The 19,218-nt window shown below is 45.1% G+C and carries 13 protein-coding genes; 9 read left to right on the forward strand and 4 right to left on the reverse strand.

Annotated features, from left to right (window positions below; all coding sequences use genetic code 11):
• Positions 1–3: 3 nt before the first annotated feature.
• From VER99_RS11350 to erpA, 3 genes are all read right to left on the reverse strand, one after another.
• Complete coding sequence (locus VER99_RS11350) at positions 4–3,120, reverse strand: efflux RND transporter permease subunit (protein ID WP_020333913.1); 3,117 nt, start codon at positions 3,118–3,120, stop codon at positions 4–6.
• A gap of 11 nt (positions 3,121–3,131) precedes the next feature.
• A complete protein-coding gene (locus VER99_RS11355; RefSeq protein WP_020333914.1) occupies positions 3,132–4,214 on the reverse strand; it encodes an efflux RND transporter periplasmic adaptor subunit in 1,083 nt (360 codons plus the stop codon).
• Between the two features lie 206 nt (positions 4,215–4,420).
• Positions 4,421–4,762 (reverse strand): iron-sulfur cluster insertion protein ErpA, encoded by a 342-nt coding sequence (erpA, locus tag VER99_RS11360; RefSeq protein WP_014232903.1) that lies wholly within the window; start codon positions 4,760–4,762, stop codon positions 4,421–4,423.
• Between the two features lie 242 nt (positions 4,763–5,004).
• Between erpA and hemL the strand changes: the two genes are divergently transcribed.
• From hemL to rsmC, 3 genes are all read left to right on the forward strand, one after another.
• On the forward strand, positions 5,005–6,300 hold the full coding sequence (hemL, locus tag VER99_RS11365) for a glutamate-1-semialdehyde 2,1-aminomutase (protein ID WP_014232904.1): 1,296 nt from the start codon (positions 5,005–5,007) through the stop codon (positions 6,298–6,300).
• Between the two features lie 339 nt (positions 6,301–6,639).
• Positions 6,640–7,725: an AI-2E family transporter gene (locus tag VER99_RS11370; RefSeq protein ID WP_014232906.1), complete on the forward strand. Its 1,086-nt coding sequence runs from the start codon at positions 6,640–6,642 to the stop codon at positions 7,723–7,725.
• Between the two features lie 76 nt (positions 7,726–7,801).
• Positions 7,802–8,827, forward strand: coding sequence for a 16S rRNA (guanine(1207)-N(2))-methyltransferase RsmC (gene rsmC, locus VER99_RS11375; protein WP_020333917.1), 1,026 nt, complete (start codon positions 7,802–7,804; stop codon positions 8,825–8,827).
• Here rsmC and VER99_RS11380 read toward each other — a convergent pair.
• On the reverse strand, positions 8,801–9,055 hold the full coding sequence (locus VER99_RS11380; RefSeq protein ID WP_024372754.1) for a hypothetical protein: 255 nt from the start codon (positions 9,053–9,055) through the stop codon (positions 8,801–8,803). The genes rsmC and VER99_RS11380 overlap by 27 nt on opposite strands.
• Between VER99_RS11380 and VER99_RS11385 the strand changes: the two genes are divergently transcribed.
• The 6 genes from VER99_RS11385 (at position 9,054) to VER99_RS11410 (ending at position 19,214) form a co-directional block, all read left to right on the forward strand.
• Positions 9,054–12,440: a hybrid sensor histidine kinase/response regulator gene (locus VER99_RS11385; RefSeq protein WP_020333918.1), complete on the forward strand. Its 3,387-nt coding sequence runs from the start codon at positions 9,054–9,056 to the stop codon at positions 12,438–12,440. The genes VER99_RS11380 and VER99_RS11385 overlap by 2 nt on opposite strands.
• Before the next feature lie 875 nt (positions 12,441–13,315).
• Positions 13,316–14,998: an ABC transporter substrate-binding protein gene (locus VER99_RS11390; RefSeq protein ID WP_014232909.1), complete on the forward strand. Its 1,683-nt coding sequence runs from the start codon at positions 13,316–13,318 to the stop codon at positions 14,996–14,998.
• A gap of 171 nt (positions 14,999–15,169) precedes the next feature.
• Positions 15,170–16,156, forward strand: coding sequence for an ABC transporter permease (locus VER99_RS11395; RefSeq protein ID WP_014232910.1), 987 nt, complete (start codon positions 15,170–15,172; stop codon positions 16,154–16,156).
• Positions 16,157–16,158: 2 nt separating this feature from the next.
• On the forward strand, positions 16,159–17,184 hold the full coding sequence (locus VER99_RS11400; protein ID WP_014232911.1) for an ABC transporter permease: 1,026 nt from the start codon (positions 16,159–16,161) through the stop codon (positions 17,182–17,184).
• 2 nt (positions 17,185–17,186) lie between these two features.
• Positions 17,187–18,170, forward strand: coding sequence for an ABC transporter ATP-binding protein (locus tag VER99_RS11405; RefSeq protein ID WP_014232912.1), 984 nt, complete (start codon positions 17,187–17,189; stop codon positions 18,168–18,170).
• Positions 18,171–18,218: 48 nt separating this feature from the next.
• A complete protein-coding gene (locus VER99_RS11410; RefSeq protein ID WP_014232913.1) occupies positions 18,219–19,214 on the forward strand; it encodes an ABC transporter ATP-binding protein in 996 nt (331 codons plus the stop codon).
• Positions 19,215–19,218: the final 4 nt, after the last annotated feature.

Consider the following 19,218-nt stretch of genomic DNA (forward strand, 5'->3'; position numbering starts at 1 on the left):
GATTTATATCACCTCTTTTTCTGATCCAATCATCTCATCAGAAGAATGCTCTTTGCCTAGCATAAGCAGACAGGGAGTTAACACCAGCGTCAGCAATGTAGCAAAAGCAAGCCCACCTGAAACAGCGGTTGCTAACTGAGACCACCACTGGGTGCTTGGCGCACCGAATTCGATTTTCTGATTAATCAAATCGATGTTCATCTCCAGTACCATTGGCAGCAGGCCAAGAATCGTCGTGATCGTTGTCAGTAATACCGGGCGCAGACGCTGCACACCTGTTCTTAGGATCGCATCACGCTTATCCAACCCTCGTTTGCGCAGCTGATTGTACGTATCAATTAAGACGATGTTGTTATTCACTACAATGCCCGCTAATGCAATCACGCCGATACCCGACATAATCACACCGAAAGGTTTCTGGAATATCAACAAGCCCGCAAAAACGCCAACCGTAGAAAACAATACCGCACTCAGAATAAGAAACGCTTGGTAGAAACTGTTGAACTGAGTAATTAAGATCAGAGCCATACCAACCAGCGCCACGATAAATGCGTTGAGTAAGAAAGCAGAGGAATTTTCCTGCTCTTCGTTCTGACCTCGGATTTTAAACTCGACTCCCTCAGGCAAGGTTAACTCTTTGAGCGCTTCTTCAACTTTAGGCAGTTCAAGCGCCAGGTTGTAACCTTCTCTAATGTCTGCAAACACGCTGATCACTCTATGCCCATCGACACGACGGATCGTATCCTGTTTATGTTCAGGAATAATGCTGGCGAAATTGGTGATCGGAACCAGTCCAGCAGCGGTTTTGACCCGCAACTGATCAAAGCGGCCAATATCACGCTTATCCTCTGGGTAGCGCACTAATATATCGACTTCCTCTGAGGAGTCATCCGGCAGATAATCTCCCAACTTTAAGCCGTTGGTAACAAACTGCACTGTGTTACCAACTAATGTCGCGTCTGCTAAGAAGCGAGCGGCATCATCACGGCGAATATCGATCTGCCAGTCAATACCGTCTTTGCTTGAGTTATCACTGATATTGGTAAATGCAGGGTAAGCATCCGCCCAATGACGAACGATTTTCGCGCCTTCGTCTAAGCCACTGAGCGTTGAACCAGACATTTCAATAACCAAGTCGTGCTCAGTTGGTGGACCCGCCTCTGGAAACTTGTACTCAATTTCCACCCCAGCATACTGGTCTGTGGTTTGTTTCAGTTCATCGATAATGGCTTTCACCTTACGACGATACTGCCAATCCACAGGCGTGATCTGGATTAAACCAATCTCATCATCGCCACCTGTTTTGGTGTAAACACTTTCAAACTCATCATGCCCCAACATCACCGATTCAACATCGCGCATGATTTGGTCTTTCTCATCGATAGATAAATCACCGTACGAGCGCACTTTAACCGTAAAAAATGGTGGGTCGACTTCAGGGAAAAACTCTGCACCTAGTCCCGCTTTAACGTAAGTAAAACCAACGCCGACCGAGAGTAAGATAGCACTCAGCAAGATCTTTAACGGGTGACGCAACGCAACATTCAGCGTCTGGTAATACAGCTTAGTAATACCCGTAGCTTTGTCATAATCGCCTTCATGCAGAGCCAGCATTTTCTCGTGTTGGATAGGCGATACATTTTGAGGTTTACCGATAAGGCTACCGAGCACTGGTACGAATAACAGTGCCATCGCCAACGAAGCGGCCAACGTCGCGATCAATGTCAGCGGAAGATACTTCATAAACTCGCCAGTAACATCCGGCCAGAATAATAGCGGAGCAAAGGCTGCCAACGTCGTCGCTGTCGAAGCCGTGATCGGCCAAGCCATGCGCTTTGCAGCATCTCGATAAGCTTCTTTACGCGGCGCTCCTTCCTGCATGCGACGATCGGCAAACTCGGTGACCACTATCGCCCCATCGACCAGCATACCGACCGCCATTATCAGCGAGAACAAGACGATAATGTTCACGGTCAGGCCAAACACGGAGAGCACCAGCAAGCCTGTGAGGAATGAACCAGGAATCGAAATACCGACCAGTAGCGCTGTGCGAACACCAAGAATCGCAATAATCACAATTACGACTAAGATGATCGCCGACAAGATGTTGTTCTGTAGGTCGTTGAGCATCATCTTGACATCATCTGACTGGTCTCTCGTGTATTTCACCAGCAGGTTATCCGGCCATTGCTCTTGATTTTGAGCTTCGGCCATCACCGCTTTGATCAGATCTACGGTCTCGATGATGTTTTCGCCCGCACGCTTTTTAACATCGAGCACAATCGCGGACTTACCATCCAAACGTGCATAGCTTTCCGGATCACGGAACGCACGCCTTACCGTCGCCACATCACCAAAGGTAATGACTTGTTTACCATCGACTTTAACTGGCAACTCAAGCACATCTTTTAGCGTCTCAAACACCGACGGTACTTTGACCGAAAATCGGCCGTAACCAGTATCAACAAACCCCGCCGCCACCACACGGTTGTTTAACGCGATCAAGTTATAGATACTCGCCTGATCCAGACCATAACTTTCCATCAACAACGGATCGACGATGATCTCAACGATGTCTTCTCGGTCACCCGCGATATCCACTTCCAGGATCTGTCTGTAGCTCTCCAGCTTGTCTCTTAATTGGCGCGCAAGATGTACAATGGTTCTTTCCGGCACGGTTCCGTAGAGCACCACCGACAAAGCTGCTTCTTCAGACGCTAAAGTAACTTCATTGACGGTAGGCTCATCACTATCGGCGGGCAATTTAGGCTTTGCCAAGTCAACCGCATCACGCACTTCTGCCATAGCTCGATCAAGGTCTACGCCAACGCTAAACTCCAGCACTACCGACGCATGCCCTTCAGATGCGGTTGCGGTCATATCTTTAACCCCTTCGATAGAACGCAACTCCTGCTCTATCGGACGCACGAGCAAGCGTTCTGCATCGGTAGGTGAGATACCTTGGTGGCTAACAGAAACATAGATAATTGGAATGGTGATATCAGGGCTCGATTCTTTCGGAATCGTCAGATAGGTAAGCACGCCAGAAATCAGAACAAAGACCAGCAGTACCATCATCGTTCGTGCGCGTGATAAAGAGGCGTCGATCAAACGTAACATATCAACCCCACTTACAATTCTTGCTTAACGGCAATCACGTCATCACCGTCACGTACAAAACCCTGACCTGTGGTGATAATGTCGACTCTATCCCCCAGCCCTGTCAGCCAAACACCATCTTGTTCGGCTTTAACCAATTGAATGGGGATAAATTTTACTTTTTTATTTTCTAGTACTTTGACACCTAAAATACCGGCCTCATCGAGTGCCAGCATCGCTGGAGTTAACTTGATCGCTAATTGTTGTTTGAGGTTTAAATCAACCTCGGTGCTTATCCCTGCGGGAATCAACTGTTGAGGATTGGGTAGTCGAATTTCAATTGGGAAAGTGTTAGTCGCTGGTGAGGACACCCGTGAAACATAACTCACAGTGCCTTCAACCGTGTCACCAGAAATAAACTTAACTTTTGCAGGCTGATTTAATGACAAGTCCTGAATATGGCGCTCACTGACGTCCGCCTCAATCACCAAGTGAGTGAGATCAATAATCGTCGCAACTGGATCGCCAACACCGACAAAATCACCCACTTCGATAAATAGATGATCGAGAATACCGCTAAACGGTGCGATTACATTGGTATTTCTCAACGCAATCTTAGCGTTGGTGACTTGCGCTCGAGCCTCTACTAAAGAAGCTTCTGCATTACTGAATGCAACCTCCCCTTGTAGTCCTTTATTTTTTAACGATTTTGCCGCGTTGAATTCCTTTTCACGGACTTTAAGTAGTGCATGCGCGCGCTCCAATTGGATATCGAGATCGCCTTTATCAATTTGCGCTATCACTTGTCCTTGCTTAACCGACTCACCTTTTTCAACCTTAAGCGCAATGATCTTACCGGCAATTTCCGCCCCTAAATTAGCCTGTCTGTCTGGTGCGGTACGGCCGTACAACTCGATCGTTTTATAGGTATTTTGTGCGGTAAATGTTTGATAGGAGACTTTTGCCAGAGGAATATCTTGCGATGCACGCTGTGGTGACACATCGTCGGCTTGAAGTGAACCAAGTCCTAACCAAGCTGACATTACTAAAATAATGAGCAACGACACGATATAAGGTCGTTCAGCGAAAAATCGCGTAAAGGGGAAGCTAGCCATAATAATCTCTTGCAATAAGTAATGTTGCGAGAATTAATTCAATATACAAATCAATCTTAGTCGAATAATTTATGATACGAATTAACTTTCTAAAAAGAAAATAATAGCGGCTTGGATTCTTAACTACGTCGCAATTTCAGGAAATTCATCAATACATAAAACAAAGGCTGCAAAAATGCAGCCTTATGAATAACTTATACGGGATATTAAACGCTAAATGATGCACCACAACCACAAGTGGTCGTTGCATTCGGGTTATTTACGAAGAAGCGTGCTCCCTCTAACCCCTCAGTGTAATCCACGATGCCGCCAATAAGATATTGCAAGCTCATTGGGTCAACAACCAGTGTTACGCCACTATTTACGATGGTTGTATCACCATCATTTACGTTCTCATCGAAAGTGAAACCGTATTGGAAACCGCTACAGCCACCACCAGTGATGTATACGCGCAGTTTCAATGCTGGGTTTTCTTCTTCTGCAATCAGCGCTTTAACGCGAGATGCTGCAGCATCGGAAAAAGATAATGGTACGTTTACTTCGCTCACGAAAAACCTCTCTCACTCGTGTAATGCGTCGAGCCTGAAGCAAGACGTCAAATTTGTGCTTATTGGGTACGATTATCTAATACCTGACCAACTCGTTCAAGTATTCACCGTCGATTCTTTATATCGGATAGTTAAAATTACATTGCGAAACAACACATAAATTAAGCAAAACGTTTCTAAGTTGATTATAGCTAGGTACAATGCGCACCACTTGGTCCGAGCAATCAAAAGAGGATAACCCCATGACCAAATCATCAGAACTGTATGACAAAGCCCAGAAAACCATTCCAGGCGGTGTAAACTCACCTGTTCGTGCATTCAACGGCGTAGGCGGTTCTCCGCTATTTATCGAACGAGCAGACGGTGCTCTGATTTTTGATGCCGATGGTAAGGCGTATATTGATTACGTCGGTTCTTGGGGGCCAATGATCCTTGGTCACAACCACGCTGTAATTCGTGAAGCCGTGATCGACGCTGCACAACGCGGCCTTAGCTTTGGTGCGCCAACTGAGCTAGAAATTTCAATGGCAGAACTGGTTTCTGAACTTGTACCATCAATGGAACAACTCCGCATGGTTAGCTCTGGTACCGAAGCAACCATGAGTGCGATTCGCCTTGCTCGTGGTTTCACTGGCCGCGACAAAATCATGAAATTCGAAGGTTGTTACCACGGTCACGCTGATAGCTTGCTAGTAAAAGCAGGCTCTGGCGCGTTGACTCTAGGCCAACCAAGCTCTCCGGGTGTTCCAGCAGATTTTGCTAAACATACCCTAACTGCAACATTCAACGATCTGGATTCAGTTCGCGAGCTATTTGCTGCAAACAAAGGTGAAATTGCTTGTATCATCGTTGAGCCTGTAGCTGGCAACATGAACTGTATTCCGCCAGTAGAAGGCTTCCATGAAGGCCTGCGTGAAATCTGTGATCAAGAAGGTGCTCTACTGATTTTTGATGAAGTAATGACAGGCTTCCGTGTCGCCCTTGGCGGCGCTCAGGCACACTACAACATCAAACCAGACCTAACAACATTAGGTAAAGTGATTGGTGGCGGTATGCCAGTTGGTGCTTTCGGTGGTCGTAAAGAAGTAATGCAATATGTCGCACCAACAGGTCCTGTATATCAAGCAGGTACTCTATCTGGTAACCCAGTAGCGATGGCAGCAGGTTTTGCTTGTTTGAGTCTTCTAAAAGAAGAAGGCAATGAAAAACGTCTGGCTTCAAAAACGAAGCAGCTAGCAGATGGCTTTAAATCTCTGGCTGAAAAACATGGTATTCCGTTGGTGGTAAACCAAGTGGGTGGCATGTTCGGCTTCTTCTTCACCGATCAAGATAGCGTAACTTGCTACGAAGACGTGACAAAGTGCGACGTTGAACGCTTTAAACGATTCTTCCACCTTATGCTTGATCACGGCGTTTACCTTGCACCTTCAGCATTTGAAGCAAGCTTTACATCTCTCGCTCACGGTTCAAAAGAAATCGATGCCACACTAGAAGCAGCAGACCGCTGTTTTGCAACGCTGGCTGCTGAAGCACAATAATTCAGCAAAGGCAGTAACGACAAATCTCAAAAGGACCTTCATGGTCCTTTTTTAGCGCCAATTCAAAATAACTAAGACAACAAGTACACCAACCACAATACCTAACCACGGAGTGCGCTTGGTTTTTTTCTCGTTTTGACACGACTTGTCACTATTACAACAACCCATTTTACATCTCCTGATTGATAACCGACTGATTTGTCGTCATTATAACAAGGTATGCTACTAGGCTCTAATTGCACGGTATTATAAGACCGCGAGCACATACCGTAATAAAGGTTCACAGCCCGTGTTATAAGCTAGAAACCGTAAATATCATCTGTAATTTGGACTTATCTTATGCCAAACAATGTGAAAATCACGTCGAGTCATCGCGTTCTAATGGTCGCTCTGCTCGCCGCTGCTTTTGCTTGCTACTTATTAGTCGAACCTTACATCAACTCGATCGTAATGGCATTCATCATTTCATTACTCATGTTCCCTATACACGAATGGTTTGAGCAAAAGATACCAAAGCATAGGAACATGGCTTCGTTACTCTCTTGTGTGGTTCTGACCTTTATTATTGTGATTCCGCTTCTGTTTGTTTTTGCTGCTATCGTTCAGCAAGGCTCATTATTTTCACAAAATACTTATAAGTGGGTAACGAATGGCGGAATTCAGGATATTTTCCAGCACCCTTTAGTTGTCAAGGCTTTAGCGTTGGTAAATGAGTACCTACCATTCGATAAAGTAGAGCCAAAAGCCATTGCGGAAAAAATTGCCCAGTTCGCCACATCATTTGGTTCAAACTTAGTCACCATCAGCGCAAAAATACTTGGTGATGCGACAAACTTCTTAATGGACTTCTTCCTGATGCTGTTTGTCCTGTTCTTTTTGTTGCGCGATCACGACAAAATAATTTCCGCCATTCGACATATACTTCCCCTCTCACGTAGTCAGGAAGACAAAATTCTGACCGAAATTGAGCAGGTATCAAAGTCCGCAGTAATGGGATCATTTCTTACCGCAATAGCACAAGGTATGGCTGGTGGGATTGGCATGTGGCTCGCCGGTTTTCCGGGACTATTCTGGGGTACTATGATGGGCTTTGCCTCGTTCATTCCTGTTGTGGGCACCGCTTTAATCTGGATACCAGCGGCGGGTTACCTTTTCCTAACGGGTGATACAACTTGGGCAATTTTCCTAACGGCGTGGAGTGTGGTTATTGTTGGCTCAATTGATAATTTATTGCGCCCACTGCTGATGCAAGGCAGTTCTGGCATGAACACCTTAATGATTTTCTTCTCACTATTGGGTGGTCTGCAATTGTTTGGACTCATCGGCCTGATTTATGGCCCACTGATCTTTGCCATCACTATGGTGCTATTTAATATCTATGAAGAGGAATTTAAAGACTTCCTTAACGATCAAGACAACAGCTAGTTACTCGTTAATGACTTCAAGCTTGGGCCAGATTGTGAGAAAATCTGGCCCTAATTATTTCTGACGAACAAAATTTATGTCTGCTTATATCGCTCCAAGTCAAATAGCGCAACGCCAGCTGGAATACTTCAATGGAAAGCACGTTTTAGTCGCCGGTGAAGTTGAAGACCTATTCCCTCTTGAGCTGGCCTCCTACTGTGAGTCTGTTGAAGTTTTTACTTCTAACTACAGCTATTACCGTCAAATTCGTACATCTGACAAGATCAAAAGCCACTTTGGTTCAGAGTATAACGTCGATACCCAAGCAGACATGGTGTTACTTTACTGGCCCAAAGCTAAAGCAGAAGCCGAATACTTACTGGCAATGCTCATGGCGAAACTTGGTGTCGATACTGAAATCGTGGTCGTCGGAGAAAACCGCTCTGGTGTAAAAAGTATCGAACAGATGTTCAAAGACTACGGCCCGATCAACAAATACGATTCCGCCCGTCGCTGCTCCTTTTACTGGGGCCAATGCGTAAACGAACCAGCGCCATTTAATCAGATCGACTGGTTTAAGTCCTACACTGTCAGCTTAGGCAACCAATCACTGCTAGTGAAAAGCTTACCTGGGGTATTCAGCCATGGTGAATTCGACTTAGGTAGCCAGCTGTTATTGGAAACCTTACCGCCATTGTCCGGTAAAGTTCTCGATTTTGGTTGCGGTGCCGGCGTGCTTGGCGCATTTATGGCGAAAGCCAACCCTGAAATAGAAATTGAAATGTGCGATATCAACGCCTATGCAATTACCTCCAGCCAAGCAACACTGCAAGCTAATGAATTAGAAGGTAAAGTGTTTGCTTCTGATATTTATTCAGATACGGCAAACGACTACCGATTTATCATCAGTAATCCGCCTTTTCATAGTGGCCTGGATACAAATTACAATGCCGCAGAAAGCTTACTTGGTGATGCACCACGATACCTTCAAAGACAAGGGGAAATGATTATCGTAGCGAACAGTTTCTTGAAGTATCCACCAATTATTGAAAGCGCTTTCAATAATTGCGAGACGCTAAATAAGACGAAAAAATTCTCAATTTATTACGCTAAAAAGTCTTAACTCTCCTCCGCGCAGGCGACAACCTGCGCGATTTCCCGCTAAAAACTCATCAAACATAAAAAAACTGCGTGACTCTGCACGCTTTGCAATCAACTTTCTTGTCAAAGAAAAAAAACTCGTTAATTTTGTTATTTCTATCGAATTTAACGTCTTATCCGTTTTTAACGAGAACCTTGGTAGCAATAAGTAAACTTTTTGCTGCCCTTTATGAGTTGCAATCTTATCCATGTTCAAATTCTACAAAAAACAGAAGTTTAAGCGTCTACAAAGTACGCTGATGACTGCGTTTCTTGTCCTCAGCCTTACGCCTCTAACCATTACCGCGCTTTTTTTCCTGCAGTCACACAGTCAAGATCTGCAAGAACAGAGCACGTCGCACCTGCTGTCTGTACGAGATACCAAACAGCAGCAAATTATTGACTATTTTGAAGCACGCGAAACCGAAGTCATGGGCTTTGTCCGTTCGGAGTTAGCTTATGCCAGCGGTGGACGCTTTTATGGTTTAGTCAATGCGTTCAGTCGCTTAGGAAACGACATTGAAGAGTCACGTCAAAATGCACAGCAACGTTATATTGAAGGCAGTGGCGATCAGACAAAAACGTCAATCTTGCCGGAGTCATCTAACTTTGTCGGGAGCGAGCGTTATCGCCTGTTACACAAGCGCTATCATTGGGCTTATTCAGAACTTCTAAAACGCTCTGACTTCAATGACATACTTTTAGTCGATATCAACGGTAACGTTACTTACTCAATCAAAAAAGACGACAATTACGGCACTAATCTTCTCACTGGCCGCTATAAAGATGCTGCCCTAGGTAGAGCGTTTCAGCGCTTGGCCAATGATGTCAGCGAGCGCCGTAAAGTAAACGAAGACTATACTCCAATCCTTATCTCTGACTTTGAACTTGAAAATGGCAAGCAAGTCGCGTGGCTTGGCGCTCCTATCGTTCAACAAGGATATCTCCATAGCTATGCCATGTTCCGATTACCAAATAATGGCATAACTAAACTAGTCGCAGACAAAAACCGCGAGTCATCGATTGAGACGCTATTAGTCGGAGGAGATCAACAACCTCGAACCATTAACACCAAGCTAGATGATATCCAAAACAGTATGGAGGTCATCACTCAGGCACTTTCAGGTCAAACAAGCGTAGGTACTTATACAAACGGGCTCGATGAAGCCATTATCGCCGCCTATGCGCCAGTTAAAACCCGTGGTGTGAATTGGGCGTTGGTCGTGCAGTTACCAGAAAAAGACGCCTTTTCTCGCATTCACCAGCTGGAAAAACTCTTCGTCATTGCGATGCTTACGGCGATCATACTGGTTGTGATTGCCTCGCACTATTTATCGAATTTCATCACCTCGCCACTGCTTAAATTAACCTGGGCAGCAGAGCGAGTATCAGCAGGCGATCTGGACGAAAACACATTTGATACTGTTAGAAAAGACGAAATTGGTCGCTTAGCCATCAGTTTTGAGCGCATGCAACGTTCCATTCGTGAAAAAATTCAGACGATCAAGAAGCAAAATGAAGAGCTGGAAAGCAACATCCGCTTAATTCAAAAACAAAATGACGAGCTGCAACTGGCAGACAAGCTAAAAGATGAGTTTCTGGCAACGACCTCTCATGAACTGCGTACACCTTTGCACGGCATGGTCGGTATTGCAGAAACCTTGATATCCGGAGCCAACGGTACAATTCCGGCAAACCAGAAGTATCAGCTTGATATAATTATTAAAAGTGGCCAACGTTTGGCTAACCTGGTCGACGACTTACTGGATTACCATAAAATGCGATACGGTAGCATGGACATCCAGAAGTCGGCTGTTAACCTGGCAAGTTCAACCCGATTGGTGCTGGAGTTGTCGGGTCATTTACTTGGAAACAAGACCATTCGAATCATCAATCAAGTACCTAATGATCTCAAAGCAGTCTCAGCGGACCCACAACGACTTGAACAGGTGCTTTACAATCTGATAGGAAACGCAATTAAGTACACCTCTGAAGGTAAGATCGTTATTTCTGCAGGAGTCGTAGACGATTTAGTTCGCGTTCAAGTGGTCGATACCGGACAAGGTATTCCTGCTGAGCACCTTGAGCACATCTTTGAGCCTTTAATTCAAGCAGGACAGGACGAAAGTCGATATCGTCAAGGTGCGGGGTTAGGTTTATCAATTAGCCGCCAGTTGATTGAGCTAATGGGAGGCTCCTTATATGTCAGCAGCCAACCTATGGTAGGGACCACATTCAGCTTCACTCTGCCTCTCGCCAGTGAAGAAGAGATCCTAGCAACACAGACGCAGGCAGCCTGTGGGCACTTCCAGGTTCCAGAAATTAACCTTGAGAACACAGACGACCTATCGCTACCAGAAAACCCAGAAGGTCCGCTACTTTATGTAGCAGACGATGAACCAGTCAACCTACGAGTACTTGAAAGCTTTTTACGCTTAGAAGGCTATCGTGTAAGAACCGTTTCAGATGGTCCAGAAACACTTGCTCTTGTCGAACAAGAAAAGCCGGAACTGCTGCTGCTCGATATCATGATGCCAGGAATGAGTGGCTATCAAGTATGTAATGAATTGCGTCAAACCTTTGATCATGCTGAGCTGCCAATCATTATGCTAACCGCCTTAAGTCAAACTGAAGACCGAGTTAGAGGCTTTGAAGCCGGAGCAAACGATTATTTGTCGAAGCCTTTTAACAAACAAGAGCTTGCAGCCAGAATTAGAGCTCATTTGACCGCAAGTAAAGCAGAGATGCGCCATATTGAGAATAAAGTACTTGAGTCGGAACTTCGTCAACGAGCTGAAGTAGAAGCGAGCTTGCTTGAAACTCAGGGGCGTCTGCTAGAGCAGCTTGAGTCCGCTCCTGAGGCGATTATTTGCTTGCGCGAAGATCAACGTGTTCGTTTTGCCAACGAAGCCGCATGTAAGCTGTTTAAACGTAGCTTAGAGCAAATTAAACGTTCGTCTGCCGATGAGCTGATTGCTCCAAAATTTCTGACCGTTAAGCAGCCACATTATTGCGGGAAAATTGATATTTATATCGGGGACATTCGCCAAAATATTGAAGCGGACATCCTTAAGCTTCCAGAAGGTTCCGGCCTAGACGTTATGTACATATTTAATGTCGGTGGCGGCGCAAATACAGCGCGCATTCACAATCTGGAAACGGCAGTGGAGGTACTTTCTCGCTATGCCTTTGACGGCGACAAAGAACAGCTACAGAAGCTTAAAGAGCTTGGAGGCGAGTTCACTCGACTGGCAGACAAAGCACTAGGCAATAAAAAAGACAAACAAGAAGTTATGCGTGAAGTACTGGTCGAAGCGATGACACATGCTTTGGAATACTGGGAGTCTGTCACTGGAGAAAGTAAGTTTACCTTTGCCGAGCAAAGTGGTCTTTGGCGCGTTTACCTTGATAGAAGTACGCTACAAACCCGTACTCTAGATAAATACATGCGCATTGAAACCTTACCTAAAACTCCGCGCTGGAGAACGGTTTTAAGCTCTATCGAGTTCATCCTTGAGCACTGTAAAGAACAAAGTCCGGAGCGTGCTTACATTGAAGCGCAGCGTGACAAGCTGCAAAGGTTACTTACCAGCTAGCGGCGTTATCCACTACCGCACTTCATTTGAACAGCCCCCAACAATTAAACACCAATTGTTGGGGGCTTTTTATATCTGGGCTACTTCTGTTCCGGCGTTCAATCGCTTATTTCTAAGTGAATATAAACAGGACTAAAAGGGCTTGCTACCTATCCCACCAGCAAAACCATCATACCCTTCACCCAACAGAGTAAAACTCAGTAGACAGGGGCTCAATTTAGCTATTTCAGACGCTATTATCCAGACATGAACTCTGTGTTTTGGACCATATTCATATGGTCTTATTTCACTGTAAAGATCATTGCAATCCTCTTTATTTACTCAGTAAAAAAAGCATAATGTTCACCAATACACAAAATGATAAAAGGCGAAAATTCCATCATTTAAAGCATAGATTTATAAACTAATGACATAGATTGCGAAGTCAATCACAACAGAACGGCAGATTAAATTTCACCTTATGAATTAACATGAAAGGCGTGCGTGATCGAGATCTCCTAACGTACTTCAATAGGCAAATGCACTTTATAATAAAGCCCAACAAGTAAGTAATCACTAACACGCATTACTATTAAGGATATAAACTGCGACGCATATCAAGGTTTGTTTTTTAGCCAGATTTGGTTCAAAAGCAAACAAAGTGACGTTTATAACGTGATATCCACCTTTTTTGACGTTTTTAACGGGATGCAGGTTTGATTATTTTCAGGATAAGGTGTTTTCTTACTCCTGCCGAAGACCTACAGGCCACTCTACATGTGATGAAGGTGAAAGCTTAAGTTGCAATAACACTAGAGGTGGGTCATGGCGAGTGTTTATCAATTGATGACATTCAATTCCATATAGTGAAATGAAGCAAACAGTAAGGAACAGCTATGCTTGCCAATATTAAAAAAACAGCACTAGCAACAGCAATTATTGCTACAGCTACTACAGGTTTTGCATCGGTAGCAACTGCGGCTGAACGCAGTGAACTGACTATCCACCCTAAAGAGTTGACAACCTTTGTTCGTAACTTTAACCCTTTCTTGGGTGCAACCAACCTGCACACAACAACTGACTTTATTTACGAGCCTCTTGTTGTTTTCAACGAAATGCACGGTAACACTCCTGTATTTCGTTTAGCAGAAAACTTCCAAATGGCTGACGACCTGATGAGCGTGACTTTCGATATTCGTAAGGGCGTGAAGTGGTCTGATGGTCAGGCGTTTACTGCTGATGACGTGGTTTACTCTTTCAATCTGGTAAAAGAGAAACCTGAGCTAGACCAATCAGGCATCAACTCTTGGATCACTGGCGTAGAAAAAGTTAATGACTACCAAGTTAAATTCCGTCTAACAGAAGCAAACTCAAACGTTCCTTACGAAATTGTTAAAGTACCTGTAGTACCTGAGCACGTATGGAGCAAAGTGAAAGATCCATCAACATTCACAAATGAAAACCCTGTAGGTTCAGGTCCATTTACTGTCATTGATACTTTCACTCCTCAGCTTTACATCCAGTGTCAAAACCCGAACTACTGGGATGCGGATAACTTAGATGTTGACTGTTTACGCGTACCACAAATCGCGAACAACGACCAATTCCTAGGGAAAATCGTAAACAGTGAAATGGACTGGACTTCTTCTTTCGTACCAGACATCGACCGCACATACGCAGCAGCTAGCCCTAGCCACCACTACTGGTACCCGCCATCAGGTACGCAAGCGTTCGTGGTGAACTTCAAAAACCCAGATGCTGCGAAAAGCGAAGCACTGACCAACGTCGACTTCCGTCGTGCGTTCTCTATGGCACTTGACCGTCAAACTATCATTGATATCGCTTTCTACGGTGGTGGTACGGTGAATGACTTCGCTTCAGGTCTAGGCTACGCATTCGAAGCTTGGTCTGACGAAGCTACGCACAACAAATACAAAGGCTACAACACGTATAATGTTGAAGGTGCTAAAGAACTTCTAGCTAAAGCTGGCTTTAAAGATGTAAACAAAGATGGCTTTGTAGACACACCATCAGGTAAGTCTTTTGAGCTTCTGATTCAATCTCCAAATGGCTGGACAGACTTTAACAACACAGTACAACTGGCAGTTGAGCAGCTAGCAGAAGTTGGTATCAAAGCACGTGCTCGTACACCAGACTTCTCGGTATACAACCAAGCAATGCTTGAAGGTACTTATGACGTAGCATACACAAACTACTTCCACGGTGCCGATCCACACTTGTACTGGGATAGCGGTTACAACTCAAAGCTACAGTCTGGCGACGGTATGCCTCGTTTCGCGATGCACTTCTACAAAAACGAAGAACTAGACAAACTACTTAACAGCTTCTACAAAACGGCTGATAAGCAAGAACAGCTAGAAATCGCACACGGCATCCAAAAAATCATCGCAGAAGATCAAGTAACTATCCCTGTGTTGTCTGGCGCTTACATGTACCAATACAACACGAAGCGCTTCACTGGTTGGTGGAACGAAGAAAATCCTAAGGGCCGTCCAAACATTTGGGCTGGTATCCCAGAGCGTCTACTGCACGTACTGGACCTAAAACCAGTTAAATAAGTAGAAGTTCATTTCTAGCGGCATACACCTGTATGCCGCCTATAAAAAATCCCCTCATCACGGAACCAATTTATGGCGCTCGTCGTCAGGGGATTTCTCGCTCTAAATTTCGCTAGGAGCGACCTGTAACCAGAAACAGAAAAAAATATCTGGGTGAGTAAGGTGTAAGTTATGGGTTATTTTTTAAGACGTTTGTCGTTCTATCTTGTCGCGCTCTTAGTTGCAGCGACGTTAAACTTTATCATTCCGAGAGCAATGCCTGGTGACCCTGTTACCATGATGTTTGCCAACGCTTCAGTACAGGTTACGCCAGAACGAATCGCAGCTATGAAGGAGCTGATGGGATTTGTGGATGGCCCTATTTATATCCAGTACCTGTCATACATCAAAAACATTCTGAGCTGGGAACTAGGGACTTCAATTCAGTTCTACCCACTTTCAGTCAACTCTTTGCTTGGTAGTGCCTTTGGTTGGTCACTTTTCTTAGCCGGTACTGCAGTTGTACTTTCGTTTTCTATCGCATCAGTACTAGGTATTTTTGCGGCATGGAAACGTGGTAGCAAATACGATGCGTTCGTCACGCCAGGTACTCTTATTATTCAAGCTATTCCGCAAATGGTTATCGCAATGATAGCACTATTTACCTTTTCAATTGGCTTGAAGTGGTTCCCATCTGGTTACGCGTACACTCCGGGTACCATTCCGGATTGGACAAGCTGGGATTTCATCAAGAACGTCGGTTACCACGCAATACTTCCTCTGTTCTGTGCAACCATCGTTCAAATTGGCGGCTTCCTCGTCAACATGCGTAATAACATGATTAACCTGTTAGCTGAAGACTACATCACAATGGCTAAAGGTAAGGGTCTTAGTGAAAACCGTGTGGTATTCAATTACGCAGCGCGTAACGCGTTACTTCCAAGTGTCACTGCACTTTCAATGTCTTTGGGTATGGCGATTGGTGGTCAGCTAATCATCGAAATGATCTTCAACTATCCAGGCTTAGGCACCGTCCTATTAAATGCGATCCACGCACGTGACTACCAAGTACTTCAAGGTCAGTTAATTATCATGACGATGTTCATGCTTTGCTTCAACCTGATGGCTGACATGCTGTACATGATTCTAGATCCTCGCTTACGTACCGGAGGCAAATAATCATGAAAGAACTCTTTAAACTTATTTTAGGTAACTCATTTGCACGTATTGGCCTTGCCATCGTTACCATCTTCATTTTTATCGCTGTGGCTGCGCCTCTCATTACCAAACATGCGCCAGACAAACGCACAGGCAACCCTCATGAATATCCGGGGTTTGTAGTAAAGCAGGCACAAAGTAATCCTGATGGCTGGGTTGCCCAAAATCTGGCAGATGACCGTCGAACACTGATCATGTCGAAAAAGGCTGATCATGTATTAGGCACCAGCCGTATGGGCCGCGATATCTGGTCACAAGTAGCTTACGGTGCTCGCGTATCACTAGGTGTGGGTTTCGGTGCCGGTATAATCGTGTGTTTCCTAGCGACGGTCATTGGTATCTCAGCAGGTTACTTCGGCGGTAAAGTGGATGACATTCTAAGTGCTGCCATGAACATCATGTTGGTTATTCCTCAGTATCCATTGCTGTTCGTACTTGCCGCATTTATCGGTGAAGCAGGTCCACTCACCATCGCCTTAATTATCGCAGGTACATCCTGGGCATGGGGCGCACGTGTTGTCCGTTCACAAACTATGGCTCTGCGTGAAAAAGAGTTCGTTAAAGCAGCAGAAGTTCTTGGCGAGTCTTCATTCCGAATCATCTTTGTTGAGATTTTGCCAAACCTAATTCCTATCGTAGGTGCAAGCTTTATCGGTTCAGTCATGCTGGCCATCAACACAGAAGCCGTTATCTCATTCTTGGGACTAGGCGATGCAAACACCATCAGCTGGGGCATCATGCTTTACAACGTTCAAACCTCTTCAGCAATGCTGATCGGCGCATGGTGGGAAGTATTAGCACCTTGTATTGCACTGACAGTACTGGTGACTGGCCTGGCTCTACTGAACTTTGCCGTTGATGAGATTGCTAACCCTCAACTTCGTTCTCATAAAGGTATGAAACGCTGGAAGAAGCTAGCAGCAAAAGACAAGAAAGAACGTGAGCCTGAATTGGCACCACAAAATGCACTATGGAGCGGAGATAAATAATCATGACTGCACCACTAATTTCTATCCGTAACCTATGCGTAGATTACATTACAGATGCGGGCGATGTCCGCGCCTGTAATAACGTCAGCTTTGACATTGCACCAGGCGAAGTTTTTGGTCTGGCGGGAGAATCTGGCTGTGGTAAATCAACTGTTGCTTTCTCGCTAATGCGTCTCCATAAGCCGCCAGCGTTCATCACTGGAGGGGAAGTTATCTTCAATGGTGAAGACATCCTTCAATACAGTGATAGCCGTATGCAATCATTCCGTTGGAGTGAGATGTCAATGGTGTTCCAAAGCGCGATGAACGCCCTGAACCCTGTCCTAACCATGGAAGAGCAGTTCTGCGATGTCATTATGCGCCACACAAACATGACTCGCGAGCAAGCCAAGAAACGCGCAGAAGGTTTACTGGAAATTGTCGATATTCACCCTAGCCGACTTAGTGACTACCCTCACCAGTTTTCTGGTGGCATGCGTCAGCGCTTGGTGATTGCGATCGCTTTGGCTCTGAATCCAAAAATGATCATCATGGATGAACCAACAACCGCTCTCGATGTTGTGGTTCAACGTGAAATATTGCAAAAAATTTATGCGCTTAAAGAAGAGTTTGGCTTCTCAATTCTGTTTATCACTCACGACTTATCGTTGATGGTTGAGTTTTCCGATCGCATCGGAATTATGTACTCAGGTGAACTGATTGAAGTCGCGCCTTCAAAGCAAATTTTGGAAAGTCCTTACCACCCATACACAAAAGGTTTGGGTAGCTCTTTCCCTCCACTAACAGGTCCAAAGACCAAACTAACGGGTATCCCGGGAAACCCTTTGAACTTGCTTGAAATTCCGCAAGGTTGTCGTTTTCAGGCTCGCTGTGACCGTGTTCACGAAGCATGCACGAAAATACCGACTCAATTGCGTCAGATAGAGCCAAGTCGTTTCTCAAACTGCCATTTGTATGGCGAAACCATTGCTCAGGCTAAGGTTTAACGTCCCGAAATCACGTTAGCTACGAACAAAATTACACTGGAGAGAATTATGAGCAAACAACTCGGCGAGTTGCTGATTGAGGGTAAAAATGTCGTTAAAGACTTCCCGCTAAATAGCAATTCTATCAAGCAGTCCAAGATGCGCGCGATCAACGACGTATCATTCAAAATGTATAAAAGTCGCGGCTTGTCTGTTGTAGGTGAATCTGGCTCAGGTAAATCTACAACCGCAAAAATGATTGCGAAAATGTACGCCCCTTCGGAAGGCATCATTGAATACAAAGGACGTGATATTCAAGATATTCAATCAAGACAAGATCTAATGTCTTACCGAGAAGGAGTGCAAATGGTCTGGCAAGACCCGTTTGGCTCACTAAACCCGACGCACAACATTTTCCACCATATTGCACGACCACTGCTTATCCATAAAAAAGTGTCACCGGGCAACAAGAAAGAGCTGGAAGAACGCGTGTATGACTTACTGGAACAAGTTGGCCTTATTCCGCCTAAAGAGACCGCGCAAAAGTTCCCTCACCAGCTTTCTGGTGGTCAGCGTCAGCGTGTAAACCTAGCGCGTAACATTGCAGTTGGTGCAGAAGTCGTACTAGCAGACGAACCTACGTCAATGCTGGACGTCTCGATTCGAGCAGGTGTTCTAAACCTGATGGAAGAGATGAAGTTCGAGAAACAAATGTCTCTGCTCTACATCACGCACGATATCGCAACGGCGCGCTACATCGCGGAAGATTTGGCAGTAATGTACGTCGGACACATGGTGGAATGGGGAGACACAGAGGAAATCATTCATGATCCTCAACACCCATACACTCAATTGTTGGTTTCTGCAGTACCCGATCCATCTAAATCCATTCACGAGAAACTGAAAGGAAACAAAGGAGAGATCCCTCTCTGGACTCCGGAGTCTGTCGGTTGCCCATTTGCGGGGCGCTGTGTACACGCAACAGATAAGTGTCGCCAACAACTACCAGGCGTTACCCAACTATCTGAAAACCACTTTGTCCGTTGTTACCTATTTGAGAACTAAGCAT

The sequence above is a fragment of the Vibrio natriegens NBRC 15636 = ATCC 14048 = DSM 759 genome (genome assembly GCF_035621455.1).
In the GTDB taxonomy this organism is placed as follows: domain Bacteria; phylum Pseudomonadota; class Gammaproteobacteria; order Enterobacterales; family Vibrionaceae; genus Vibrio; species Vibrio natriegens.

Coding starts and splice junctions, on each gene's coding strand:
- hemL (WP_014232904.1), top strand. CDS start 5,005: ATGACCAAATCATCAGAACTGTATGACAAAGCCCAGAAAACCATTCCA.
- VER99_RS11405 (WP_014232912.1), top strand. CDS start 17,187: ATGACTGCACCACTAATTTCTATCCGTAACCTATGCGTAGATTACATT.
- VER99_RS11370 (WP_014232906.1), top strand. CDS start 6,640: ATGCCAAACAATGTGAAAATCACGTCGAGTCATCGCGTTCTAATGGTC.
- VER99_RS11380 (WP_024372754.1), bottom strand. CDS start 9,055: ATGGATAAGATTGCAACTCATAAAGGGCAGCAAAAAGTTTACTTATTG.
- VER99_RS11400 (WP_014232911.1), top strand. CDS start 16,159: ATGAAAGAACTCTTTAAACTTATTTTAGGTAACTCATTTGCACGTATT.
- VER99_RS11390 (WP_014232909.1), top strand. CDS start 13,316: ATGCTTGCCAATATTAAAAAAACAGCACTAGCAACAGCAATTATTGCT.
- rsmC (WP_020333917.1), top strand. CDS start 7,802: ATGTCTGCTTATATCGCTCCAAGTCAAATAGCGCAACGCCAGCTGGAA.
- VER99_RS11385 (WP_020333918.1), top strand. CDS start 9,054: ATGTTCAAATTCTACAAAAAACAGAAGTTTAAGCGTCTACAAAGTACG.
- VER99_RS11355 (WP_020333914.1), bottom strand. CDS start 4,214: ATGGCTAGCTTCCCCTTTACGCGATTTTTCGCTGAACGACCTTATATC.
- VER99_RS11350 (WP_020333913.1), bottom strand. CDS start 3,120: ATGTTACGTTTGATCGACGCCTCTTTATCACGCGCACGAACGATGATG.
- VER99_RS11410 (WP_014232913.1), top strand. CDS start 18,219: ATGAGCAAACAACTCGGCGAGTTGCTGATTGAGGGTAAAAATGTCGTT.
- VER99_RS11395 (WP_014232910.1), top strand. CDS start 15,170: ATGGGTTATTTTTTAAGACGTTTGTCGTTCTATCTTGTCGCGCTCTTA.